The organism is Halochromatium sp. NSM3 (assembly GCF_059621085.1).
The window spans coordinates 1-25,617 of sequence record NZ_JCAQIA010000010.1 but is presented as its reverse complement, the minus strand read 5'-3'; the positions used below and the strand labels follow the sequence as shown (position 1 = coordinate 25,617).

The 25,617-nt window shown below is 64.3% G+C and carries 20 protein-coding genes; 13 read left to right on the top strand and 7 right to left on the bottom strand.

The genetic code is table 11. The features are described 5' to 3' along the window. Position 1 precedes the first annotated feature (1 nt). Positions 2-1,072: a general secretion pathway protein GspB gene (locus AC54T3_RS06140; protein WP_496623239.1), complete on the bottom strand. Its 1,071-nt coding sequence runs from the start codon at positions 1,070-1,072 to the stop codon at positions 2-4. Positions 1,073-1,097: 25 nt separating this feature from the next. Continuing rightward, positions 1,098-3,026, bottom strand: a complete 1,929-nt coding sequence (locus AC54T3_RS06135; protein ID WP_496623238.1) for an ExeA family protein — start codon at positions 3,024-3,026, stop codon at positions 1,098-1,100. A gap of 209 nt (positions 3,027-3,235) precedes the next feature. On the opposite strand from AC54T3_RS06135, the gene AC54T3_RS06130 reads away from it, so the two are divergent. The 9 genes from AC54T3_RS06130 (at position 3,236) to AC54T3_RS06090 (ending at position 11,898) form a co-directional block, all read left to right on the top strand. Further along, entirely contained in the window at positions 3,236-4,927 is a 1,692-nt protein-coding gene (locus tag AC54T3_RS06130; protein ID WP_496623236.1) for an NADH-quinone oxidoreductase subunit 5 family protein, read from the top strand. A 25-nt stretch (positions 4,928-4,952) separates the two neighbouring features. Next, positions 4,953-5,744 (top strand): hypothetical protein, encoded by a 792-nt coding sequence (locus AC54T3_RS06125; protein WP_496623234.1) that lies wholly within the window; start codon positions 4,953-4,955, stop codon positions 5,742-5,744. Beyond that, complete coding sequence (locus AC54T3_RS06120; protein ID WP_496623233.1) at positions 5,741-6,226, top strand: putative inorganic carbon transporter subunit DabA; 486 nt, start codon at positions 5,741-5,743, stop codon at positions 6,224-6,226. The genes AC54T3_RS06125 and AC54T3_RS06120 overlap by 4 nt, the downstream gene beginning before the upstream one ends. 73 nt (positions 6,227-6,299) lie before the next feature. Beyond that, positions 6,300-9,056 carry a DUF2309 domain-containing protein gene (locus AC54T3_RS06115; RefSeq protein ID WP_496623232.1) on the top strand — a complete coding sequence of 919 codons (2,757 nt, stop codon included), beginning with the start codon at positions 6,300-6,302 and terminating at the stop codon, positions 9,054-9,056. Positions 9,057-9,092: 36 nt separating this feature from the next. Continuing rightward, positions 9,093-9,434 (top strand): P-II family nitrogen regulator, encoded by a 342-nt coding sequence (locus AC54T3_RS06110; protein ID WP_496623231.1) that lies wholly within the window; start codon positions 9,093-9,095, stop codon positions 9,432-9,434. 68 nt (positions 9,435-9,502) lie between these two features. Then, positions 9,503-9,889: a hypothetical protein gene (locus AC54T3_RS06105; RefSeq protein ID WP_496623230.1), complete on the top strand. Its 387-nt coding sequence runs from the start codon at positions 9,503-9,505 to the stop codon at positions 9,887-9,889. Positions 9,890-10,121: 232 nt separating this feature from the next. Next, positions 10,122-10,421 (top strand): RNA-binding regulator, encoded by a 300-nt coding sequence (rbp, locus tag AC54T3_RS06100; RefSeq protein WP_201246185.1) that lies wholly within the window; start codon positions 10,122-10,124, stop codon positions 10,419-10,421. 183 nt (positions 10,422-10,604) lie between these two features. After that, positions 10,605-10,805, top strand: coding sequence for a Trm112 family protein (locus tag AC54T3_RS06095; RefSeq protein ID WP_201246233.1), 201 nt, complete (start codon positions 10,605-10,607; stop codon positions 10,803-10,805). A gap of 85 nt (positions 10,806-10,890) precedes the next feature. Then, positions 10,891-11,898, top strand: a complete 1,008-nt coding sequence (locus AC54T3_RS06090) for an NAD-dependent epimerase (RefSeq protein ID WP_496623228.1) — start codon at positions 10,891-10,893, stop codon at positions 11,896-11,898. 14 nt (positions 11,899-11,912) lie between these two features. Here AC54T3_RS06090 and AC54T3_RS06085 read toward each other — a convergent pair whose 3' ends face one another. Together AC54T3_RS06085 and amrS are read right to left on the bottom strand one after the other, a co-directional pair. Continuing rightward, positions 11,913-12,878 (bottom strand): recombination-associated protein RdgC, encoded by a 966-nt coding sequence (locus tag AC54T3_RS06085; protein ID WP_496623227.1) that lies wholly within the window; start codon positions 12,876-12,878, stop codon positions 11,913-11,915. A gap of 117 nt (positions 12,879-12,995) precedes the next feature. Beyond that, the gene (gene amrS, locus AC54T3_RS06080; RefSeq protein ID WP_496623226.1) at positions 12,996-14,042 is read right to left on the bottom strand and encodes an AmmeMemoRadiSam system radical SAM enzyme; all 1,047 of its coding nucleotides are present in this window, start codon (positions 14,040-14,042) and stop codon (positions 12,996-12,998) included. 107 nt (positions 14,043-14,149) lie between these two features. Here amrS and amrB point away from each other — a divergent pair, with 107 nt between their 5' ends. Genes amrB through AC54T3_RS06065 form a run of 3 tightly spaced genes read left to right on the top strand, consistent with a single transcriptional unit; the run spans position 14,150 to position 16,904 of the window. Further along, complete coding sequence (gene amrB, locus AC54T3_RS06075) at positions 14,150-14,956, top strand: AmmeMemoRadiSam system protein B (protein ID WP_496623224.1); 807 nt, start codon at positions 14,150-14,152, stop codon at positions 14,954-14,956. A gap of 28 nt (positions 14,957-14,984) precedes the next feature. After that, positions 14,985-15,593, top strand: a complete 609-nt coding sequence (amrA, locus tag AC54T3_RS06070; RefSeq protein WP_496623222.1) for an AmmeMemoRadiSam system protein A — start codon at positions 14,985-14,987, stop codon at positions 15,591-15,593. Positions 15,594-15,620: 27 nt separating this feature from the next. Beyond that, entirely contained in the window at positions 15,621-16,904 is a 1,284-nt protein-coding gene (locus tag AC54T3_RS06065) for an HlyC/CorC family transporter (RefSeq protein ID WP_496623220.1), read from the top strand. Positions 16,905-16,923: 19 nt separating this feature from the next. On the opposite strand, the gene AC54T3_RS06060 is transcribed toward AC54T3_RS06065, so the two are convergent. The 3 genes from AC54T3_RS06060 to AC54T3_RS06050 all read right to left on the bottom strand — a co-directional run bounded on the left by AC54T3_RS06060 (position 16,924) and on the right by AC54T3_RS06050 (position 23,044). Continuing rightward, the gene (locus tag AC54T3_RS06060) at positions 16,924-19,056 is read right to left on the bottom strand and encodes a putative bifunctional diguanylate cyclase/phosphodiesterase (protein ID WP_496623219.1); all 2,133 of its coding nucleotides are present in this window, start codon (positions 19,054-19,056) and stop codon (positions 16,924-16,926) included. Beyond that, positions 19,022-22,099 (bottom strand): PAS domain-containing hybrid sensor histidine kinase/response regulator, encoded by a 3,078-nt coding sequence (locus tag AC54T3_RS06055; RefSeq protein WP_496623218.1) that lies wholly within the window; start codon positions 22,097-22,099, stop codon positions 19,022-19,024. The genes AC54T3_RS06060 and AC54T3_RS06055 overlap by 35 nt, the downstream gene beginning before the upstream one ends. Before the next feature lie 105 nt (positions 22,100-22,204). After that, positions 22,205-23,044: a SirB1 family protein gene (locus tag AC54T3_RS06050; RefSeq protein ID WP_496623216.1), complete on the bottom strand. Its 840-nt coding sequence runs from the start codon at positions 23,042-23,044 to the stop codon at positions 22,205-22,207. Positions 23,045-23,186: 142 nt separating this feature from the next. Here AC54T3_RS06050 and recQ point away from each other — a divergent pair, with 142 nt between their 5' ends. After that, positions 23,187-25,556 (top strand): DNA helicase RecQ, encoded by a 2,370-nt coding sequence (gene recQ, locus AC54T3_RS06045; RefSeq protein ID WP_496623215.1) that lies wholly within the window; start codon positions 23,187-23,189, stop codon positions 25,554-25,556. The last annotated feature ends 61 nt before the right edge of the window (positions 25,557-25,617 follow it).

Genomic DNA, 25,617 nt, shown 5'->3' with positions numbered 1-25,617 from the left:
GTCAGGGTGACAGAAAGAACCGATGCGCGTCGTAGCGCAACACGGCACCATCGGCACGCACCTCTTCGAGGAAAAAGCCATCGCGAGCCAGTTCTCCCTCGCGCAGTTTACTGCCATTCAGATAGACGAAGCGTCGCGAGGGGTCATCGTCGTAGACATGCACCGTCATTGAGAATGACGGGAGTTCGCGCCGCAGCGTCGTGCTCAATGGCGCGGGCTGATCGCTCAAGGGCGTCGCGGCTTGCGTCGCTTGTTGCGTCCTTCGCTCCGCTGATTGGGACGTTGATGATTTGGGCGCTGACTCGGGCGTTGGCAACCTGGTGCGTTTGGAGGCTGTCTCCGCGCTGGCGGCGGACCCACGGCCGCCCTCCTCGCGAAAGATGCGCTTGAATGCCTCAATCTCGGCGATCAACTCTGGCGGGACCGGCGCATGCTCCGGCACGGGGGCCTTGGGTTGCGCCGGCTTGCGCGGCTCGGGCGAAGACGCGGCATCGGAAGGCGAGGCATCGATGCCAAGCACCGCGCGTCGCAGCTCATCGGCGCCTCGCGGTAGCCGCTCGCCAGGTTTCGGCGGCGCCGGCACGACCAGCACCTGCGGCTCGGCATCGCGATCATCCGTCGTGCCCCCGGTCTCCCCGACATGATCCGCATCCGCCCTCGGCAATGCGGCGAGCGCGTTATCCACAGCCCTGTCAACGGCACTGTCAACAACGACAGATTCCTCGGTGTTGGCGGATGACTCTGGCCTCTCGGGCTCGGATTCGGGCACGACCTCGGCCTCTGGCGCTTCACGCGCGCCGCTGGCGACCCGAGGGCTCATCGGCACCTCTTCGCTGCGTGCCATACCAGCATCAGGCGTGTTCGCATCCGGCGCGTTCGCGATCGGCGGCCGCAATGCGACATAGACTGCGAGTATCGCCGCGAGTGCGGCCAACGCAAAGGTGGCGATGATCCAGCGCTGGGCGCGCGTCTGTTCGAGCGGTTCGTCGAACACCGGCGCCTGGAGACGCGGGACTTGTCCCAGCTCGCGCTCACGCTGCGATTTTTTCAGTGCGTCCAGGATGTACGACATAAGGCGCTCGGAACCCGGAACCAGCCTAGGGCATCATCCGCGACTGGCTTAGGCGCGGGATCTCGCGATCGGAGACGGCGTTATTCAACAGGATCAGGGTGCGCGGTCCGGCGATACCGTCAACGCTCAAGCCGCGACCCCGTTGGAACTCGCGAACCGCCGCCTGCAGGTCCGCGTCATAGCGAGGACTGCTCAGGTCGCTCAGCGTGGCGTCGGGCAATGCTGCGAGCCGCTGCCGCAGCCAGGGCACCGCCTCGCCGCTCGTGCTGGGGCCGATCAGGCGTGTGCCGGTTGGCGGGAGACGCCAGAGCATGAGCACGTCGCCAGACCAACGCTCGTCCAGGGTTACGATCGGCACCCGGCGGCGAACCGCGCCGCGTTCCAAGACCGCGTACTCGTCATCGATGCCGGTGATCAGCGCATGGCGTTGCTGGCCGTCGATCATCAGTTCCAACACGGCCGGGCGATCGAACAGTCGCAAATCACTCCAGCGCTCGCTCGAGCGCTCGCAGTCGAGCCCCAGGTCCGTGACCGCGTCACAGTCTGCGGCCGCGTCCGGCGCATGGCCCCAGGGTTGCAACAGGGCTGGAAGCGATTCGTGCTCCTCCAGCAACAGCTCGGTCAGCTCGCCAAGCTCAGCCTCTGGCACCAGCGGGGCCATGCGCACGAGCGCGATGCGGGAGGTCACCTCGTCTGGGCGGAAGGTGGCATCGTCTAGCTCATGGCTCGGGGATGGAGCAGAGTCAGCCGTCGTCCCGGCGTGATCGGCGTCGGCATTGTTGGCGTCAGCATTGTCGGCGTCGGCCAGCTCGCCAGCGGTGGTCGCGTTGGAGCGATCGCTCGCCTCGGTCTCGCTGGCAACCACGGCCTCGTCGCTCGCGGCTGTCGTCTCGGTGGCATCCGTGGCATCGGCAGCTGCGGCGACATCGGTGGCATCAGCGGTCGCATTCAGCGCGACGCCCTCGGCGCGTTCCTGTTCCTCCTCGGCTTGCAGTGCGGCCCAGACCTGCCGTGCTCGATCGAGCTGCTGCTGGGTTTGCTCCAGCAGCCCGGAGGCGCCCAGCCAGCCGCCCAGCCCAAGCGCTAGGACCAGGGCTGCGGCCATCGCCAGCCGTGACTGCCGGCGTGGCGGTTGCTGTGGATGTTGATCGCCGAGCAATTCCCGCGCTGCGCGGCGCACGATGGGGGGCGTTACCTGCAGGCGCCGACTCACCGCAGCGCCGAGCAGCGCGCGATCGCAGATCAGATTGATCAGCCGCGGCACGCCACGCGAGCGCCGATGCACCTCGCGCAGTGCCGCCGCGCTGAACAACGGCCGCTGAACGCCGGCAACGGTGACGCGGTGATCCACATAGGCTGCGGTCTCGCGCGCCGAGAGCGGATTGAGATGGAAGCGCGCGGTGATGCGCTGGTTGAGCTGTCGCAGCTCCCGCGAGGCCAGGATCTCGCGCAGTTCGGGCTGGCCGATGAGGAAGATCTGCAGCAACTTTTGCTTCGAAGTCTCGAGGTTGGTCAGCAACCGCACCTGTTCGAGCACCTGTGGGCGCAGGTTCTGCGCCTCGTCGATGACCACCACCGGATGACGACCGCGCGCGTGGGCGTCGAGCAGGAAGCTGTTCAGGCGGTCGACCAGCACCTTCACCGAGTCATGTGCGTCGGGCGTCGTCACCCCGAATTCGTGGCAGATCGCATGCATCAGCTCGATCGCCGTCATCGCCGGATTCAAAACCAGCGCGACGTCGACCTGCTCCGGCGTCTGCTCCAAGAAGGCGCGGCAGACCGTGGTCTTGCCGGTGCCGACCTCGCCGGTCAGCAAGACGAAGCCACCGTTCTCGCCGGCTCCATAGAGCAGATGCGCCAGCGCCTCGCGGTGCTGCTCGCTGAGGAACAGGTACTGTGGGTCTGGGGTAATCGAGAAGCTGGCTTCACTGAGCCCGAAATACTGAAGGTACACGGTTTGGACCTGCGCGATCGCGCGGACGAAGAAAAAGGGCTGCGCCCCAGCCGGGAGACGCAGCCTCGCTTCCTCATAAGGATAACAAGCAGCACGCGCGAGGTGCGCGCGATTTCGCCGCACCCTTTGGGTCGATTGGCCGCGATCCTGATACACTCACCCGTCGCTCCACGCGCACCGCATCGAGAGACCAGAGCCCGCGCTGACCCATGGCCCCCTTGGCTTATGCCCTGCCCCTGCTGATGCTCACCTCGGCGCTGGCCGTTCGGCTCAGTGCCGGGCGTCTCGGTGAGTCAGTCGCGCGCATTAGCGTGAGCGCCAGCGCGCTCACGCTCGTGCTCGCCTTGGTCCTCTTCGTCGATCAGCTGAGCGCCGATAGCGGTCGCCTGGTCGGCATCGGCCTTGGGCTCGACCTCGGGCTGTTCAGGCTCTACGTCGACTGGCTGAGCACCCTGATGGCGCTCCTGGTCAGCGGCGTGAGCCTGGTTGTGCATGTGTTCTCGGTCCGCTACATGCAGGATGATCCGGCCTACACCCGGTTCTTCGTGCTGCTCGACGGGATCGTCGCGGTGATCCTGCTGATGGTCATGGCCGGCGATCTGCTCACATTGCTGCTGGCCTGGCATCTGGTCGGCGTCTTTTTGTACTTCCTGCTCAATCACGATAGCCGCCGCCCAGCGGCGACCCGCTACGCGTTCTGGACCCTGTTCACGCACCGGGTCGGCGACCTGCCGCTGCTGGCCGCCGTCGCGCTCATCTACCACGCCTTCGGCACCCTGAACCTACCTGAGGTGTTCGCGGCCATGGCGGCGGCACCCGAGACCACCACACTGCTTGGGCTGCCACTCGCCGAGACCCTTGGCGTGCTGATCCTGCTCGCGGCCTTCGCCAAATCGGCGCAGTTCCCGCTGCATACCTGGCTGCCCTACACCATGGACGGGCCCACCCCGGTCTCGGCGCTGATGCACGCAGGCATCGTCAACTCTGGCGGCTTCCTGATCAACCGCTTCGCGCCGATCTTCGTGCACACCGAAGGCGTGCTGCTGCTCGCGTTCGCGGTGGGGCTGATCACCACCATCATGGGCTCGCTGATGATGCTGATGCAGAGCGACATCAAGAAGGCCCTCGGCTACTCGACCATGGGCCAAATGGGCTATATGGTGATGGAATGCGGCCTCGGCGCCTTCTCGCTGGCGATCTACCACCTGATCGCGCATGGTGTCTTCAAGGCGACGCTGTTTCTCGGCTCCGGCGCCATCATCGGCAACGCTCGCAAGGATCCGAACATCCCCGAGGGCGAGATCTACAAGTTCATGGTCGAGCGCAAGGTGCCGCATCCGCCGGTGTCCTGGGTCGTCTTCGCCGGCATCACCATCACCGTGCCGTTGCTGATCGTGTTCGGTGCCCATCAGCTGGTCGATGAAGGCTTCCTGCATCATCAGGGCGCGCTCATCCTGCTGTTGTTCGGCTGGATCACTGGTGCTCAGACCCTGTTCTTCGTCTACAAGATCGGCGGCGAGCGGCCGTTTACGGTGCTGTTCTACGTCATCCTCTCGTTCGGCTTGGTGATCCTGACCTATGTGCTGGTCGGTCATGCCTTCGATGCGCTGCTCTACCCCGACCCGGCGTTCCGCGAGGCCCTGTATTCGGCCGCCTCGGTCAATGTCACCTCCTTCGTGCTGGTGCTCCTGATGTTGATCGCGTTGATCGCCGGTGGCTGGCTGATGGTGTTTCGCTCCACCGCCGAGCGCCAACCCTTGAACCGGCGCTGGCGCGGGCTCTATATCAGCCTCTACGCTCTGATGTCGCGCGAGTTCTATATCGCCGACCTCTACAGCCGTACGGGCGAGGCGATGCTGGCCGCCTCCAAGCGCCTGAACACGCTGCTGCGCTGGGTCTGAGGCCAAAGGACCGGGGGATGCGATCTTGACCCTACTCTGCTTCCTGCTCGCCGGCCTGCTGCTGCCGCTATTCCCGCTCAGCATCGGCGTCAACCTGCTGCTGCAATCGACCGGTCAGGGCCGGCTCGGTCAGCCCCTGACGCAGGCCGCGCTCATCCTGTTGATGCCGCTGGCGGGCGTCGGCCTGATCGCGCTTGGGCTTGCACTCGCCAACGGCAAGGCCCCGGCCCTGATGATCCCTTTCGCGCTCTGGGGCGGAGCCACCTCGCTGTTCTATGCCTTTCGGATGCTGAGCGCGCGCGATGGGCGGATCTGGCTAGCGCAGCTCTATACCTCGGCGCTGGCGCTGATCTGGGTTGGCATCGCCCACCAGGTACCGCCCTTGCTACCCGCATTGGGGCTCGCGCTACCGCTAGTGCCGCTGCTGTTCTTGTTCGACAGCCTGGCGCGCCGCTTCGGTATCGCTCGCGTCGGCCTCTATCCAGGTCTCGGGCAGCGCATGCCGCACTTCTCGACCCTGTTCGTCATCGCCGTGCTGGTGGCCATCGCCGTGCCCTTCTCGCCCGGCTTTTTCGCCATCACCGACCTTGCCTTCGGCGGTGTCGGTAGGAACGAACTCGTCACCTTATTGCCGCTGGGGCTCTCTTGGCTGCTCTGGACCTGGGCCGGCATCAATCTGCTGACCGGCATCATCTTCGGCATCCCGCGCGACGATCTGCGCTATCGTGATCTCAAGCCAGAAGGCACGGTCGCTCATAGCGCCGGCATGCTCGCGCTGGCCCTCTTTGGACTCTTCTTGGTAGAGCGCGCCCTATGACCAGCAGCTCCAAATCCGAGCCAAGCCTCGGCCAGCGCCTCAAGATCCGCTCCATGGTCACCATGGCCGGCGAGGTCTTGCCGTTCTTCTGGCCGATGCGCAACTTCATCCACCACAACCCGCTGCACGGACTCGAGCACCTTCCGTTCCAGCAGGCCGTAGCCGAGGCGACCCGCCTATTCCATGCCCGCGGCTGGCTGCGCCGCACCGATTATCAGCGCATGCTCGCCGAGGGCGACATCGACCTCGCCGTGCTCGAGACCCTGGTCAGCGACCAGGTCGACGCCTGGCTCGCCGCTCACGCTACTGATACCGACAACATCACTGAAGTCACGGGCAGTACCCGCGCCGATGCTGACGATAGCGTCCTCCTCAAACGCCTGCTGATGGCGATGCTGACCGGGCTTGATCAACCCACGCCCGGCGATCGCACGCCCTGCGCCGAAGAGGTGCTAGCCTGCCTACGCAACCCAACATCCTGATCGCCACCAGCGCCAAGCGGCCTGTCAACCAAGTCAGCCAGGGCAGCCAGGGCACCGACCGGGAGTCAGCGCAATGACAGCCAATGCCGATCCGCAGTTCGCCGCTCAGCTCGGTCGCGAGCTGACCCTCTACGATGCCGTTGATCAGCTCTTCGGTACCCGCATCGGCGAGACCCTGAACGAGCTGCTGATCAAGGGACTGATGGACTTCTTCGACGAAGGCCAGTCGATCTGGCGCATGCCCGGCCGCCGCCAAGGTCTGTTTCGCGGCTGGAGCCGGATCGCACGGCGCAACCGACGCCTGAAGATGCGCGGCATGGACGTCGGCGCCATCCTCGCCGAGACCGACCAGCCCGAGGTGATGATCGATCGGGTCATGCGCCGCCTCGGCGTCCCAGAATCACTCTGGATGGACAGCTTCACCGTCGAACTCAGCAAGCTCCATGGTTGGGCTGGTTTCGTCCGCTGGCGCGCCCAGGCCCGCCACTACTACTGGCAAGAGCGCAACCCCGCCGACCTGGTCGATTTCCTGGCTATCCGACTGGTACTCGCCCTCGCCTTGCTCGAGGACGCCGGTCGCCGCCTGAAGCGCGAGCTGACCTGGCCGGCGCTCAAGCACTTTGTCGAATCCCATCCCCGCGAGTGCCTGCTGCGGCACGAACTTAACGCCGGCACCGTGCTGCCGGACTTCGCGCACCGGGTCGAGGTGGCCGTCGAGCGTGCTGATCCGGCCCGCATTGATGCGCTCTTCCTAGAATACGAGCGCGCCAAGCTGAGGCGCGAGGCCTGCACCCGCGCGCGCCGCATCCTGGCGATGGCGGAGCGTGCCGGCATCTCTCGCGAGCAATTACTCGGCTATTCAGACGACGCACTCTTGCAGCTGATCGATGGCATCTATGCCTTCAAGCCCGGCGAAGGTATGACCTGGACCCGCGCACTGGAGCAGACCTACATCGACCGACTGCTCCCCGCGCTCGGCCCAGGCCCAAGCTTGAGTCCCACTCCATCCCCAAGTTCAGACCCAAGTTCAGATGCAAGCGCTGGCGCCAGTGCTCGCGATGTCGTCCAAGCGCTGTTCTGCATCGATGTCCGCTGCGAGCGTTTGCGCCGCCAGCTCGAGGCACTCGGCGACTACGAGACCTATGGCATCGCCGGCTTTTTCGGCATCCCGCTCAGCTTCATCGAGTTCGGCAAGGGCCATGAGACCGCGCTCTGTCCGGCCGTTGTGCAGCCGCACAACGTCGTCGTCGAGATGCCGCACACCCACGCCGAGGCCTCGTACTCGCTCTATGAGCTGGCGCACGAGGTGGTGCACGATCTTAAGAACACCGTGCTCGCGCCCTATGTCACGGTCGAGGCGGTCGGGCTGCTGTTCGGCTTCGATATGGTCGGCAAGACCTTTGCCCCACAGGCCTACAACACCTGGCGCCAACGTCTGGAGAGCCAAAAGCCGCCGCTGCGGCTGCTGATCGACAAGATCAGCGAAGAGGAGGCGCAGGAGCTGATCATGCATTTGCAGGACGAGATGATCATCCGCGCCGCCGAGCGGCATTTCAGCATCAAGCGCGAAGCCCTCACCAGCCCGATGATTCGCGAACTGCGCGAGGTCGCACTCAGGCAGCGCCGGGGCAGTAGTACCACCTTCGCCGATCGTTTCGACATCGAGCCGGCCAGCGAGGCGGTCTTCATCCACTCGCTGCAGGTCGAGTACCGGGTCAACCCGGACCAGGCGCGCATCCAGCTCGAGCATCTGGCCAAGATCGGCTTTCGTCACCAGCGCCAGGCGCAGCTGGTCGGCAATGCCTTGCGCTCGATCGGCCTCACCGACGGCTTTGGTCGGACTGTACTGGTGGTCGGCCACGGCAGTACCTCGGAGAACAATCCCTATGAATCGGCGCTGGATTGCGGTGCCTGCGGTGGCGACCAGGGGCTGATCAACGCCCGCATCTTCGCCGCCATGGCCAACCGCCGCGAGGTGCGCGCAGTGCTCGCCGACGACGGCATCCTGATCCCGGATGAGACCTGGTTCGTCCCCCTGCTGCACGACACCACCACCGACGAGATCCTGCCGGCCGATCTGGATCAGCTACCGCCCGCCGTGCTCACGCGCATGACCCGCATCCAAGAGGATCTGACTGCAGCCGGGCGGTTGTGCGCCCTGGAGCGCTGCCGAGAACTCGACGAGAAGGCTGTCAACAGCCCGGAGGCTGCGGCCCGGCGCGTCAAGCGCCACGCGCTGGATTGGACCCAGGTGCGCCCCGAATGGGGCCTGTCGAAGAATGCCAGCTTCATCATCGGGGGTCGTGCACTGACCCAAGGGCTCGATCTGGACGGCCGCAGCTTCCTTCATTCGTATGATTATCGACTCGATGCAAACGGTCGTCTGCTCGAAGGCATCTTCTCCGGCCCGTTGATCGTCGCTCAATGGATCAACCTCGAGCATTATTTCTCGGTGGTCGATAATGAAGGCTTCGGCAGCGGCAGCAAGGTGGTCCACAACATCACCGGTCGCTTTGGCGTCATGAGCGGCAACCTCAGCGATCTGCGCACCGGACTCCCAGCGCAGACCGTGCTCAAGGGCGATCGGCCCTATCACAAGCCGATGCGGCTGGTCACGGTCATTGAGGCCCCGCTACCGCTGGTGCAAAGTCTGCTGAATCGGCTCTACAAGCCGCGCGAGCTGGTGCGGAACGGCTGGATCAGGCTGCTGGTGCTCGATCCAGAGAGCGGCTGCATCCATGGCTTCGAGGCTGGCGATTGGCAGCGCATCGGGCCGACCGGACCGATCGAGCCTGCGGCACCAAACAACCTGCGGCCGGCATCCGCCTGATGGTTCAGATTCACCGTTTTCAGGAGATCATCCAAGATGCAAGCGCTCAAGCAGAGCACTATGAAGAAGTTGGAGATTATCGTTCAGGGGGAATACCAAGAGTTCGTCATCGATCTCCTAGAGCGCGCCGGCGTCAGCGGCTGGACCCTGGTGCATAATCTCTCCGGCAAGGGCTCGCATGGCAGCCACGAAGGCCATCTGATGTTCAACGCCGATGACGTACTGGTGATGATCATCACCGCCGTCCCCGAGGATCTGGCTAGCCCCATCCTTGAAGGGCTCACCCCGTTCTTCAACAAGCACATGGGCGTGGTCTTCACCAGCGATATCTCGGTGACGCGACTCGGCAAGTTTCAGCAGCCCGCGCCAGGCCAATAAACTCAGGACCCCCGATCATGATCGCCACCACTTCGCACCCACGGCCGCGCCGATGCTGGCTTGTGCCGATGCTCTCCGTTTTCCTGTTGATCAGTTGCTCCGATGATCCGATGGGCGCCGAAAACCGCTTCGCGCTCATGGCCCTCAATCAATGCAACCATGCGCAAGCCTTGATGCTTGTCGAGCAATCCATCGAGCGCGGCAACGCCGAGAATGTCGAGCGCGCACTGATGCTGAAGGCCGCCATCCTGCGCGATCGCGGCGACACCGCCGCCGCCGAGGCGCTGTACCCAGCCATCGACGCAGCCTGGGAAGCAGCGAAAGAGAAATCCCTCTCGGCAAGCCGGCGCGAGCGTGACATCCAGATGTTCGTCGATATCGCCCAGGCCGAACGCCACGCCCTCGGCCTTGACGCCACCTGCGAGGCCAGCGCCGCCGATCAGGGCCGCGATTGACCAAGAAGATTTCGCTTTCACCCACCCGCAGGGCGGTGTATGCTGCAGCCATCGATTATCGCGCTGTGCGAGCCGATGGAGTCTGGGCCGCGCAATCCCGCCCTTCGCTTTACCCCGCTTGATCGAATCCGAGGGATGACCCGCTCATCCACCGCTATCGCCGCCTGATTGGCACACTGGTCGGCGGTGGTCCACTTCCCAACGGTGTGCATTTCCTAGAGAGACGAGACTGATGAATATCTACGTTGGCAATTTGGCCTACAGCGTGACCCAGGATGAGCTTCGTGAGGCGTTCGGCGCTTACGGCGAAGTCGAGAGCGCGAACCTGATCATGGACAAGTTCACGGGCGAATCGAAGGGCTTCGGCTTCGTCGAAATGCCAAACAACAGTGAGGCTGACGCAGCGATCAAGGCACTCAACGAGCAGCCCATGAAGGGCCGCCCGATTCGTGTCAACCAGGCCAAGCCACGGGCTGAACGTGGACGCAATGGCGGTGGTGGTGGCGGTGCCGGCGGCGGTCGTCGCTGGTAAGCACTGAGCACCCTCGCCCCTCGCGCTCATTGGAGCGCGAGGGGTGTGAGGCAAAAGGCGGCCAGGACGAGTGCATGCTCGTCCTGGCCGTTTTTTTGTTCGGCGCAACGAACCGCGCTGCGGTAGCATTCGTGCTGAATCCAGAACCACCCTGCCCACCATCCTGCCCGGGAGAACCCCATGTTGGACAAGAAGCTCCTCGACATCCTCGTCTGCCCCGTCACCAAGGGACCGCTGATCTACGATAAGGACAACGCGGAACTGATCGCGATCGCGGGCCGCCTGGCCTACCCGATCCGCGATGGCATCCCGGTGATGCTCGAGGACGAGGCGCGCTCACTGAGCGAGGACGAGGCCGAGGCCTGGCGCAAGAAGCAGGGCTGATACCAGCGCCCCCTGGCTCCAGCCGGCGCCCTAGCCAACGCCAAGGCCCGGCGGACATCGCTCACAGAGTTGGAGACACGACAGCATGAAGGTGATGGTAACCGGTAGCGCGGGCTTTATCGGCTCGGCGCTCTGCCTGCGTCTACTCGAGCGCGGCGACGAGGTCGTCGGCATCGACAACCTCAACGAGTATTACGATGTCGGGCTCAAGCAAGCGCGCCTCGCGCGCGCGCAAGGCCAGCCCGGCTTCACCGATCTGCGCCTCGATCTCGAGGATCGCGCCGGCATCGCCCAAGCCTTCGCCGAGTACAAGCCCGAACGGGTGGTCAACCTCGCCGCCCAGGCCGGTGTGCGCTACTCGATCGAGAACCCGCTCGCCTATATCGATACCAATCTGGTCGGCTTCGGCCACATCCTCGAAGGCTGTCGCCACAACGGCGTCGAGCATCTGGTCTATGCCTCCAGCAGCTCGGTCTATGGCGCCAACACCAACATGCCATTCTCGGTGCACGACAACGTCGATCACCCGCTCAGCCTCTATGCCGCGAGCAAGAAGGCCAATGAGCTGATGGCCCACACCTACAGCGAACTCTACCAACTGCCGACCACCGGCCTGCGCTTCTTCACCGTCTACGGCCCCTGGGGTCGACCGGACATGGCGCTGTTCCTGTTCACCCGCGCTATCCTCGCCGGCGAGCCGATCCAGGTCTTCAACTACGGCAAGCACCGGCGCGATTTCACCTATGTCGACGACATCGTCGAGGGCGTGATCCGGGTGCTCGATCGCATCCCTGAGCCAAACCCGAACTGGAGCGGCGCGGCGCCCGACTCGGCCACCAGCCGCGCCCCCTATCGGCTCTACAACATCGGCAACAACAACCCGGTCGAGCTGATGCACTACATCGAGACCCTCGAGCAGTGTCTCGGCAAGACCGCCGAGAAGGAGCTGCTGCCGCTACAGCCAGGCGATGTGCCGGATACCTACGCCGATGTCAGCGACCTGGTCGACGAACTCGGCTATCGCCCGGCGACCAGCGTCGAAGACGGCATCCGCCGCTTCGTCGACTGGTATCGGGATTACTATCAGGCGTGACGCAGGCCCGAGCCTCACGCCCAAGGCGGTGTATCCGTGTCGGGCGTGGGCCGGTTGGGCGTGGGCTGGGGCGCCGGCACCTCGGACACGACCTCAAATTCCTCGCACAGGCTGCTCAACAACGCCCGCAGCTCAAGCGAAAGCAGCGCCAGCTCGGCATCCAGCGTAGCGCCGTCGTCATCGGCATCGCCGGTATCAAGTTCGTTGGTGACTTCATCGGTAAAGCGCAGTCGCTTTAGGCTCAGATCCTCCCCCAGCAGCAGCGACAGGCGCTCCTTCCAGTTGATGCCGACACTGACCGCGCGCTTGCCGGTGTCCAGATGGTTGCGGATCTCCGGTGTGCTCAGGTCCTGACCCCGGCAACGCACCGTCGAGCGCGCGTCCTCGGCATCCTGCAGCACACAGGAATCCTCCAGCTCGATGCCAGCGGCGGCGTTGCCGGAGCGAATCCAGTTGCTCAGACGCTCGGCCGCGATCACCTGCGGCTCCAACGGCTTGACCGGGAAGCTGCCGAGACTCTCGCGCAGCAACGCCAGCAGCTCCTCGGCAGCCTTGTCGCTGCCGGCATCGATCACCACCCAGCCGTCGGCGGCATCGATGTAGGCGCGTACCAGCCGCGAGCGGGTGAAGGCCTTCGGCAACATCTCCGCCAGCAGCTCCTCGCGCAACTGCGTGCGCTCGCGACGGGCGACCTCGCGCATCTCGGCCTGCTCGATTTCGGCGACGCGCTCGGCCACCGCCTCGGTCACCACCGAGCCCGGCAGCAGCCGCTCTTGGCGGCGCATCGCGAGCAGATGCACCTGGCCGACCGTGTGCACCAGCAGTTCCGCCTTCGGTCCCAGCGGCGCGGTCCAACCCATGGTGGCGGTCTCGACCGGTCCACAGGGGCGGAAGCGGCGCTCGCCCAACTGCGCGTGCAGCGCCATCTGATCGAGCGCGAACGGCACCTGGAGCCGATACACCTTGGCGTTCTTGAACATGGCCGAACCTCTGCAAAAAGCCGGCAATTATGAACCCCGTCGCCGCGAGCGCAAGTGCTTTTGCCGTCGAGCCGCGCCGACGCTCCGCAGGCGCGGTCCAACAGCGCCGGATCGCGTCTAGAACACCCCAGCACAGCGGGTGCCGCAACGCGCGCAGGTGCCCGCCTCGGTCAACCCCCAACGCCCGAGCCGATAGCCATCGCGCTCGATCAGCCGATGGCCGCAGGCATGGCACCAGGTGCTGCCGCCCTCGGGGTCGCGCACATTGCCGGTATAGGCGTAACGCACACCCTGTTCGCGGGCGATGCGCCGGGCACGGCTCAGGGTCGACGGCGGTGTTGGCGGGATATCCCGCATCCGATAGTCCGGGTGGAAGGCGCTGAAATGCATCGGCACCTCGGATCCCAGATGCTCGACCACCCAACCGGCCATCCGCGCCAGCTCGGCATCGCTGTCGTTCTCGCCCGGGATCAGCAAGGTGGTCAGCTCCAGCCAGACCTCGGTCTCCTGATGGAGGTACTCGAGCGTCTCCAGCACCGGGCCAAGTCGCGCGCTGCACAGGCGCTTGTAGAAGGCCTCGGTAAAGCCCTTCAGATCGACATTGGCAGCATCCATATCAGCGAAAAAGGTCTCGCGCGCACCCGGGCTGATGTAGCCGGCGGTCACGGCGACATTGCGGATGCCCTGCTTGCGACAGGCCCGCGCGGTGTCGCAGGCATACTCGAGGAAGACCACCGGGTCGTTGTAGGTGTAGGCGACGCTGCGACAGTCGTGCCGCAGGGCGGTGGCGGCGATCTGTTCCGGCGTTGCCTTGGCGGCGAGCTGATCCATCGCGCGCGATTTGCTCATATCCCAGTTCTGGCAAAAGCGACAGGTCAGGTTGCAGCCGGCGGTGCCGAACGAGAGCACCGAACTGCCCGGCAAAAAGTGGTTGAGCGGCTTCTTTTCGATCGGGTCGATGGCGAAACCGCTCGAACGCCCGTAGCTGTAGAGCTGAATCGCATCCTGCTCGCGCCCACGCACGAAGCAGAGGCCGCGCTGCCCCTCATGCAGGGCGCAGGCGCGTGGGCAGACATCGCATTGAATACGTCCATCCTCGAGCGGATGATAAAAGCGGGTTGGATGGGGCCGTTCATGGGCCAACGGCGGGGTCGATGTGATCATGAGGTGCCCTCCTTGTCTACAATTGTAGGCACCACAGCCGGCCGTCACAGGCGGACCGCTCTTCAACCGACAGACCGCCGGCCAACCGCATCATGAGGTGCCGCAGCATGCAACCGCCCAGGATCCAACCGCCAGCCGTTGCTGGCCTCTTCTACGACAAAGACCCGATTCAGCTCGACCGAACCGTGCAAGGCTTCATCACTGCTGGTCACAGGCGAGCCAACGCGACGACGAACCAGCCCAAGGCGATCATCGCGCCCCATGCTGGCTACGCCTTCTCCGGTCCCATCGCCGGTAGCGCCTATGCCGCCATCGCCGAGCGCGCTGCGCACATCGAGCAGGTGGCGCTTCTGGGACCGCCGCATCGCCTGCCGGTGCGCGGGCTGGCGACGAGCAGTGCCGCCGCCTTCGGGACCCCGCTCGGCCAAGTCCCGGTCGATCAGGCCGCGATCGATCGGCTCATCGCCGCGCATCCGCACATCCAGCGCCTGGATGCCGCCTTTGCGGGCGAGCATTGCATCGAGGTGCAACTGCCCTTCCTACAGGTGCTGCTGGAACGCTTCAGTCTGGTCCCGCTGTTAGTCGGCGCGGTCGACGCCGAACAGGTGGCCAAGGTCTTGGCACCGTTTTGGGAGGCCGAGGACAGTCTCATCGTCATCAGCTCGGATCTGAGCCATTACCTCGACTACGCCACCGCCCAAACCCTGGACGTGCGTACCTCGGAGGCGATCCGCACCCTGCATCCCGAACGGATCACCCCCGAGCAGGCCTGCGGGCGCACCGCCATCGCCGGCTTGCTGAGGCTCGCCGGCGCACACCAGTCCAAGAGTCGATTGCTAGATCTGCGCAACTCGGGTGATACCGTCGGACCACGCGACCGCGTGGTAGGCTATGGCGCCTATGCCTTCAGCTGATTCAAGACCAGATTCCCCCGCACCTGAGGTGACTGATGGTGCGCCTGAGACACCTGATGCGCCTGTTGCGCGTCATGGAGCGCTCGCCGCGAGCCAGCGCACGCGCCTGCTCGCGATCGCGCGCGACTCGATCGCGCACGGACTCCAGCAGGGCGCGCCACTGGCAATCGATCCCGAACAGGAGGCGCCCGCCTTGCGCGCGCCGCGCGCGAGCTTCGTCACCCTCAAGCAAGACGGCCAACTGCGCGGCTGCATCGGCCATCTCGACGCCGTCACCGCCCTTGCCCGCGATGTCGCCGAGAACGCCTACGCGGCCGCCTTTCGCGATCCACGCTTCCCGCCGCTGAGCGCCGAGGAATTGGACCGCGCGCGGATCAGCCTTTCGGTGTTGACGCCACCGCAACCGATCATCTTCGGCAGCGAGGCCGAGCTGCTGAACATGATCGAACCCGGCATTGATGGCCTCATCCTCAGCGAAGGCCAGCACTGCGGGACCTTCCTGCCCTCGGTCTGGTCGCAACTGCCAAGCCCCGAGGACTTCCTGCGCCATCTGAAGCAGAAGGCCGGGCTCGCGCCGGAGTATTGGTCCGATCGCATCCAGGTCGCGCGCTACCGCACGGACTCCTTCAGCGAGTGACATCCACCCCTCTGTCGTGAAGCCGTCGTGAACGAGATCCCACTGTCCGCGCTGTTCGCCTCGCTCGGCGTACTGCTGTTGCTGTCCGGCTTCTTCTCCGGCTCCGAGACGGCGTTGATGACGCTGAACCGCTACCGCCTGAGTCATCAGGCGGATCAAGGCAAACGCGGTGCCATCCTCGCGCGCCGCTTGCTCGACCGCCCCGATCGGCTGATCGGGCTGATCCTGCTCGGCAACAATTTCGTCAACATCCTTGCCTCCTCGCTCGCCACCGTGATCGCGCTGCGCATCGGCGGCGAGGGCGCGATCGCGATCGCCGCCGGGCTGCTGACCCTGATCATCCTGATCTTCTCCGAGGTCACGCCCAAGACCCTTGCCGCCTTGCATCCGGAGCGCATCGCCTACCCGGCCGCCTACGTCTATACGCTGCTGCTGAAGCTCTTGTATCCGGTGGTTGCTGCGGTCAACCTGATCACCAATAGTCTGCTCAGGCTCATGGGCATTCGGCCGCACGGCGGGCAGGAGCACGCCCTCAGCCGCGAGGAGCTGCGCACCGTCGTCAACGAGGCCGGGGCCATGATCCCGCAGCAGAGCCGCGACATGCTGATCGCGATCCTGGATCTGGAGAACGCCACGGTCGAGGAGATCATGATCCCGCGCAACGAGGTCCAGGGCATCGACCTGCAAGACCCGAGCGACGAGATCATCGCCGATATTCGCCGTGCCAATTACACCCTGCTGCCGCTGTTCGACGGCAACTTCGACAACGTCGTCGGCCTGATACACTCGCGCACCGCGATGCACGCGCTGCTCGAGCACGGCATTGATCACGGCCGGCTCGATAAGGACTATCTGCGCTCGATCGCGCGCGAGCCCTACTTTGTGCCCGAGGGCACGCATCTCTATCAGCAGTTGATCAATTTCCAGCGCGCCCGCCAGCGTGTCGGGCTGGTGGTGGATGAGTATGGTGATTTCCAGGGCCTGATCACCCTCGCCGACCTGCTCGAAGAGATCGTCGGCGAGTTCACCACCGACCCGGCCGATGCCTACCCGGACATCCATCGCAGCGACGATGGTAGCCTGCTGATCGACTGCACCATCACTATCCGCGAGCTGAATCGCGCCATGCGCTGGTCGCTACCGACCCACGGCCCCAAAACGCTCAACGGCCTGATTCTGGATTATCTCGAAACCATCCCCGAGCCCGGCACCAGCCTCAAGCTGGGCGGCTATCCGCTGGAGATCATCCAGGCCGACGAGACCGCAGTGAAGACGGTGCGGTATCGCAAACTACCGCCGCGCGTGCATTAGGGCTGCCCGCCAGCTCGTGCTAGTCGCTTGCGGTTCCGTCGCGCATTCCAATCCACGCCGGCTTCTGCTCGCGCCACTGCGCCAGCCAGTCCGTCACCTGCTCGGCCGGCATCGGGCGGGCGATGCCATAGCCCTGGGCGTAGCGACAGCCGAGATCGATCAGCGCTTCACCGTGGGTTGGTGTCTCCAGTCCTTCGGCGACGACCTTCAGCCCAAAGCTGCGCCCTAGATCCAGGATGGCCTTGACGATGGACTGGCATCTGCCGTCGCTGAGCATGCCAAGGACAAAGCTGCGGTCGATTTTGAGGATCGTCGGACTCAGCGCATGGAGCGTCTGCAGCGATGAATGACCGGTGCCAAAATCATCGAGCGAGATGGTCACGCCGATCTCCCGAAGCCGCTTGAAGATCTCGATGGAGCGGTTCAAATCCAACATCGGCCCGCTCTCAAGCACCTCCAGCTCGAAGTGCGCGGGATCGATCGCGAATTGTCCAGCGTCCAACGACGGATAGGCGGCGAGACAGGCGGCCAGCTTGTCGACAAACGCCGGATGCTGGAGCTGACTCGAGGCGACATTGACGCTCACGGTGGTGGTCAACCCCGCCTGTTGCCACGCCAGCAATTGCGCCAGCGCCGTATCGATCACCCAGTCGCCCAGATCCACCATCAGCGGATGACCTTCGAGGTGCGGGATGAACTCGCCAGGGCCGAGCACGCCGCGTTCGGGATGTTGCCAGCGGATCAACGCCTCCAGCCCGATCAGGTCGCCATTGAGCAGATCCACCTTGGGTTGATAGTAGAGCCTGAAGTCGCGCGCGCGCAGGGCTTGGCGAATCTCGTCCAGCCGCGTTTGCAACGCGCAGTCGGACTGGTATTGCGACAGATAGAACTGCACATGCTGACCCTTGCCAGCCAATTTGGCCTGGTACATAGCCTGATCCGCCATGCGCAGCAAAGGTCCGACCTGGCGAAACAGATTGCCGGTATTGTGGACCGCGCCAATGCAGGCACTCACCCACAGGCTGTCATTGCCTAGTTTGATCACCTGCTTGATCGCTTCCACCTGCTCTACAACGCACTCCTCGCCAGTGCATTCATACATTGCGAGCGCAAAATGGTCGCCGCTGAGGCGGGCGACCTGGCCGATGTCTCCAGCAAACGCCTGCAAGCGCTGGCTAATGATGCGCAGCACTGCATCACCCGCCGTTTCGCCGAGGCTGGCATTGATCTGGCCTAGTCCATCGAGATCGATCTGATAAACGCAGGTTTCATAGGGGCCGTCGACCATCTGTTGCAATCGCCGATCGGCGCGTTGGTCGAATGCATAGCGGTTGGGCAACCCGGTCAACGGATCGCTGAACGCCAGCGCTTCTAGTTGCTGTTCGTGGTGTTTTTTGTCGGTAATGTCTTGGATCGTGCCCAGCGCGATAGTCGGCTTGCCTGCGTCGTCATCGACAAATTCGGCGATTGAGCGCAGCCAGGTTTGGCCCTCGCTGTTGGCCGTGCGAAACTCGATGTCATAGGGTTCGCCGGCGCGCGCCGCCTCCCAGGCGGTTTTTACCCGCTCTCGGTCCTCGGCATAGACGACTTCGATACACGCTGCGAAGCCGAGCGGTGCGTCGGGTTCAAGCCCGAACAGGTGATAGGTTTGAGGCGACCATTCGAGATGGTCCGTGTTCAGATCCACCTTCCAGCTACCGATGCGGCCAGCCTGCTGGGCGCGCAGCAGATCGCGCTTGAGCCAGTCGTTGCGATCCTTGAGTAGATCGCGCGCGGCCTTGTTTTCGAGCTGGGTGCGGACCCGGGCGCGCAAGACGCCCGGTTGGATCGGCTTGACGATGAAATCCGCTGCGCCGAGTTCCAGACCGCGTTCCTCATCTTCGGTTGCCGTCCGTGCAGTGATAAAGATCACCGGAATGTCTCGGGTGATGGCCTGCGCGTGTAGCGCTTCAAGCACCTGATAGCCGCTCAGGTCGGGCATTTGGATGTCGAGGAGGATCAAGTCTGGGCGGGGTTCGCGGGTCGCGGCCCGCAGGGCTTGCTGGCCGGATTGGGCGACGCGGACGCGATAATCCGGCTCCAGCAGGTCGACCAGAACGGCTAGGTCTGCGGACTCATCATCGGCGACGAGGATCGTGTTTGAAGTGATCACTGGCGTTTTCCTTCAGAAGCCGCAAGGCCTGCGCATAATCGAAGCGGTTGACGGAGGATTCCAACTTGGCCAGGACAGCGCTACCAAGGACCACCTTAACACTGGCGCGGTGCGCCGCCAACGCATGACGCGCGCGGCTGTCGTCGCTTTCGAGCAGGGCGCGCAGGGTCGCGATCGCCGCCCGCTGTTCCGGCGTAAGCGCGGTTGCGGCCGGTTGCGGCGTGCCTGCCGTCGTCGGTTCCGCCAAGACGGCATCCAAGGCCTCGATCAAACGCGGCAGGCGCGTGGTCAACATCGCCAGCGGGACACGCGCGGCCTCGCCATCCTGGTGCTTGAGCGCGGCGTCGAGGTCGCTGGCGAGGGTCTGGATCGGCTGCGCGCCGATCGTGCCGGCGGTGCCTTTGAGCGCATGCGCAATGCGCTCGGCGGCATCGAGTTGGCCCTTCAGGATCAGGCTTTCGAGGCGTTGCGCGTCCTCGCCATGGGAGCGGATGAACATCCCGAGGATGCGCCGATAAAGGGCCAGATCGTGGTCAACCCATGCCAGACCCGCAGCAGCGTCGAGATCGGGGACCGCCTGCAAGCGCGCAAACCATGTCGGCATCGGCGCGAGCGCGGAGTCTCGGGCGGAATCTCGCGCGGAATCGGCCGTGGGTGCGGGCGCCGCAGCCTGCTCGGCGGTCGCCGTCGGCAGCCACTTGAGCAAGGTCGCATAGAGTTGCGCGGGCTCCACCGGCTTGGGAATGAAATCGTCCATGCCGGCCTCGATGCAGGCATGGCGTCCCTCGTCAAAGACATTGGCGGTCATCGCCAAAATCGGCACCCGCGCCCTCTTTGGTAGGGCATGGATCGCGCGCGTGGCCGCGAGACCATCCATCTCCGGCATCTGCACATCCATCAGGATCAGATCGTAATTCCCCTCCCGCGCCATGGCCAGGGCTTCGCGGCCATTCAGCGCCATGTCCACCGTCACCCCCACGTCCCGCAGCAGTTCCTGCGCCACTTCGCGATTGATGGCATGGTCCTCGGCCAGCAGCAAGCGTGCGCCGCCCGGACGCTCCCGCAACCGCGTCGCGGCCCCTGCGTCGGTCGCCAGCATGTAGGTCGGCGCGACACCACTGCCAGGTTGCAGCCAAGCGGTGAACCAAAAGGTACTCCCCTTTCCAAGCGTGCTCTCGACCCCCGCCTCGCCGCCCATCAGCGTCGCCAGACGCCGGGCCAGCGCGAGGCCAAGACCGCTGCCGCCATACCGACGCGAGGTCGAGGCATCCGCCTGTTCAAAGGATTGGAACAACCGCGCGCAGGTCTCGGGGGCGATGCCGATGCCGGTGTCCTCGACCTCGAAGCGGATGTGCAGCGTCTCGCCCCGATCCTCCAGCAAGCGCGTGCGAATGCGAATGCGGCCGGCCTCGGTGAACTTGACAGCATTGCTCGCATAATTGAGCAGGGCCTGGCGCAACCGGGTCGGATCACCGCAGAGCGTGCGCGGCACTTGCCCCAGATCGACGTCGATGGCAAGCCCCTTGGCCTCGGCCGAGGCGCCCACGAACGAGACGACGCGGTCGATGAGGCTGGACAGATCGAAGTCGATCGCCTCGAGCTGCACCCGGCCGGCCTCGATCTTCGACAGATCCAGGATGTCGTTGATCAACGACAACAGGTGTCTGCCAGCGCTCTCCATCTTATCCAAACGCTCGGCCTGTTCCGCCGTCATGCCCGCCTTGCGCATCAGGTGCGTCAAGCCGATGATAGCGTTCAGTGGCGTGCGGATCTCGTGGCTCATGTTGGCTAGGAAGGCGCTCTTGGCCTGAGTGGCCTGCTCCATCTGTTTGAGCTTGCTGAGGTCGGTGTCGATGCAGAAAATCTCAGGTTCCTTTCCCGGAACCTGCACCAGGGTGTGGGACGAATACACCAGCATCGATGTGCCGTCCTTGCGCCTCATGGCCATTTCGGCAGCGGGGATCGGTTCGCCGGTTTCGGCCATCTGGCGCATCTCGACCCGGACCTGGGTGCGCCGGGCGGGCGGGATGATCAGATCAAGCAGATTGCGGTCGAGCGCTTCTTCCTCGGTATAGCCATAGAAGGCTTCGGAGGCCTGGTTCCAGTAAGTGATGGTGCCGTCCTTGAGATAGCCCTGCACCGCCACCGTGGCCACATTCTTCAGAATCCCATGGAAGCGCCGCTCGCTTGCTCTCAGCGCTTCCTCGGCCTGTTTCTGCTGCGTAATATCGACCACTGAAGCGGTGGTAAACTGGGGTTGCCCGTTGTGATCGACGATCAGCTTGAGATTCATCTCCGAGGGAAAAACCGAACCGTCCTTGCGAGCATGCCAGACTTCCTCGGCAACACATCCGCCCTGGGTATTGAGCAGGTCTAATAGCTGCTGCATTCGCGGTTGTTGTTGCTCGTTATGCAGGATCGAGAGATGTTGGCCAACAAGCTCTTCGGCCGTCCAGCCGTGCATGCGCGCGAATTCTTCATTCACATACCGCAACGTGCAGTCAAGATTTCCAATGGCGATACCAACATTGGCTTGATCCGACATGCTGCGGAAGGCCCGCAATTCGTCCTCTTTTCGTTTGCGTTCAGTGATCACTTCGGTATAAATGATCATGCCTCCGATCGCATGTTCTTCATTGTACCAGGGCCGACATTCCCATCTCGTCCAGTCAATGCTTCCATCCGGCCTTTCAAAGCAATCTTCGTCGTTTCTCACCACCTCGCCTTTTAATGCCCGCTGGTGAACATCCCTCCACTTCTGCGGAATCTCGGGAAAGATGTCATAATGGTGGCGGCCGATGACATTCGTCTCTCTGATACCGTAATCGCTCAAAAAGCGCTTGCTGACGTAAATGAAGTTCAAATGACGATCGAAGATCGCGATCTCGCTATTGCTGTGTTCGACGACATAACGCATCAAATCACGAGCGTGCTCGATTGTTTTCTCGTTTTCCCGGCGCATGGCAGCCAGCTCGCTATGGCGTCTTCTGCGGTTGGCCTGGACGCGGCCAGCGTCGCCCCGTCCCAGGGCGCTGGTCATCATGTTGGCAATCGTTCGCAGCATATCGACCTCGTGTCCTGCTCCAGTCGCTTGAGACGCTTCGGTCAGGGCGCGACGGACGTTCCGCCGCGCCAGCCTCTCCCAGCCTTAGTGCAACCGCATCGGCTGACCGCCAAGCTCGTCGATGATCTGCGTCACGGCGGCGATTTGCTCGGCATCGTCGGAGACCTCGATGAAGCGGCGCAGATCGCTGAGTGCCGCCGGCGCGTAGTCGAGATCGCGATACAGCAGCCCGCGCTCGCGCAGTTCATCGGGCAGGTTGGGCGCCAGCGTCAACGAGGCGGTCAGGGCCGCAAGCTGATTGATGCGCTCGCCGCAGTCGCGATAGATGCCGGTGAGATTGCGCAGCATACGCACCAGGATCTCGCGCTTGGTGGCCGGGCGCAGCAACGCCGGATGGCTTTGAATCCTCAGGGTGCCCTGACCATAGAGATCGGCCAGACGCTGATCCAGCTCGGATTCCGGCAGCGCGACGCCGCCGGCATAGACATCCAGCATCAAGGCCGTGTCGCCACGCCCGATGCGGACCAGGAAATGCCCCGGAAAGCCAACCCCGTAGGCCGGCAGGCCGAGACGGCCGGCGATCTCGACATAGAGCACCGCAAGCGTGATCGGAATCCCGAGCCGACGGCTCAGCACCTGATCCAGGAAGCTATTGCGCGGATCGTAGAAATCGTCCTGATTGCCGGCGAAGCCGTGCTCCTCGAACAGGAAATCGTTCAACGCCCGCACCTTGTCGAACACATCAGCGTGCGGGAGCACGCGGTTGCCCGCCTCGCTCGCCAACCGTTCGAGCGCGGCCAGGGGCGCGTCGTTCGCCAACTCCTGTTGGAACAGGCCACTGACCGCCAACGCCCCGGCGGCCAGATCGATCTTGTCATCGGGTTGCCGGGCGAGCTGGGTGAAGGCTTGCTGTGCATGGGTCATCACATCTTCTCCTGTCGAAAGGCATCATGCGGCATGGCTCAATCTCGGGCTTGCGGGCAGCCTCATCGCGAGCCCGAGGCGATCCGACCAAGGCTATAGAATGCGGTGTGCAGTCAGTCAACGAAACCCCGGCGAGGTCTTGATGTCATCCAACCCCGTGCGCGCTGAACCTCGCGATGAGGCCAATTGCAGTCGCTGGCGCCACAGCGATGTGGGCCAAGGCACCCCACCCGCCGCGCTCGAGATCCTCAGCCGCACCTTCGGCTACGCCCACTTTATTGGCGCGCAGGAGCAGATCATCGCGCATGTTGCCGGCGGTGGCGATGCGCTGGTGCTGATGCCGACCGGCGGCGGTAAGTCGCTGTGCTACCAGATCCCAGCGCTATTGCGCGAGGGCACTGGGATCGTCGTCTCGCCGCTGATCGCGCTGATGCAGGATCAGGTCGATGCCCTGCGCCAGCTCGGCCTGCGCGCGGCCTTCCTCAACTCCTCGTTGGATGTCGACCAGCAACGCCGCGTCGAGCAGGCCCTGCGCGCCGGCGAACTGGATCTGCTCTATGTCGCGCCTGAGCGCCTGCTGACTGAGCGCTTCCTCAGCCTGCTCGATCAGTCTGCCATTGCCCTGTTCGCCATCGACGAGGCGCACTGCGTCTCCCAATGGGGGCATGATTTCCGCCCCGAGTATGTGCAGCTCAACATCCTGCACGAGCGCTGGCCGACGATTCCACGCATCGCGCTCACCGCCACCGCCGATACGCCAACCCGCAACGAGATCATCGCCCGCCTCAATCTCGAGCAGGCCGGCTGCTTCGTCTCCAGCTTCGATCGGCCGAACATCCGCTACCGCATCGTCGAGAAGCAGCAACCGCGCCAGCAGTTGTTGCGTTTCCTGCGCGAGGAGCACCCGCGCGATGCCGGCATCGTCTATTGCCTGTCGCGCAAGCGGGTCGAGGAGACGGCTGACTTTCTCGCCGCTCAGGGCTTCACGGCTCTACCCTATCACGCGGGACTCGAGACCCGTGTTCGCCAGATCCATCAGGCCGAATTCCTGCGCCGCGAGGGTGTGATCATCTGCGCCACCATCGCCTTCGGGATGGGTATCAACAAGCCCGATGTGCGCTTCGTCGCTCATCTCGATCTGCCGAAGAGTATCGAGGCCTATTACCAGGAGACCGGCCGCGCCGGCCGTGATGGGCTGCCGGCTGACGCCTGGCTCACCTACGGCCTCAGCGATGTCGCCACGCTGCGGCGCATCATCGAAAGCTCCGAGGCCGAGGAGCGCTTCAAGTTGGTCGAATTGCACAAGCTCAACGCCCTGCTCGGCCTGTGCGAAACCACCCGCTGCCGGCGCCAGGTGCTGCTCGACTACTTCGGCGAGACCGGCAGCCCCGCCTGCGGCAACTGTGATACCTGCCTGACCCCGGTCGAGTGCTACGACGGCACCGTCATCGCGCAGAAGGCGCTGTCCTGCATCCATCGCACCGGTGAGCGTTTTGGCGCCAGCTATCTCACCAACGTCCTGCTCGGCAAGGCCGATGCGCGCATGCGCCGCTTCGGCCATGATCGCGTCAGCACCTTCGGCATTGGCACCGAGCTGAACGCCGAGCAATGGCGCTCGGTCTATCGGCAGTTGGTCGCGGCGGGACTCGCTCAGGTCGATATCGAGGGCCATGGCGGGCTGCGGCTCAACCGCGAGGCCTGTCGTCCGATCCTGCGTGGGGAGCAGCGGCTCGACCTACGCCGCGATCCCGATCGCAAGCGCTCGCGCGCCGAGCGCCGAGCGCCAGCCGCCGCCCCGGCTGATCCAGAGAGCAATGCGCTCTGGGAGCGCCTGCGCACCCGCCGTCGCGCGCTCGCCGAGACCCAAGGCGTGCCCCCCTTCGCGATCTTCCCGGACAGCACCCTGCGCGAGCTGGTCCGCTACCGACCACGCAGCCACGATGAGCTGGCGCGCATCAGCGGCGTCGGCGTCGTCAAGCTCGAGCGCTATGGCGAGGCCTTCCTCGCCGAGCTGCAGGCGCATGAGGGCGAGCATGGTCGTCCCGAGGGGTTGCCCCCGCTGCCGCCCGAGAAGCTGCGTGCAGAACCTGAGCTTGAGCGCGAGCGTGTGCACGGTCGTGAGCGTGGGCGCGACACCACCGGCGCACCCACCGGTGCACCCACCACAGCATTCAGCGGTCGCAGCTGGCAGAGCGGCGGCCTCAGCGAGACCGTCCGCGAAACCTTGGCGCTTTCCTGCGCTGGTCTCGGCATCAATGACATCGCCCGCCAGCGCGGGCTCAAGCCGACCACGATCTATACCCACCTTGCGCGCTGCATCGAGGTCGGCGCGCTGGCCCTGCGTGATGTCGTCTTCCTTTCCGAGGATGAGCTGAAAACCATACGCGATGCCCTCGAACAGACCCCGCTCGACTCGCCGACGGCCCTGAAACCGGCCTTCGATGCCCTGAACGGCGAGTATGACTATGGGGTACTGCGCTGTGTGCGGGCGGAGATGGGGCAAGTTGATTGATCTGTTCTGGAGACGACCCCCGAAGCCTTTGGCTATGACACGCCCCTGTGGACTTGTGCCT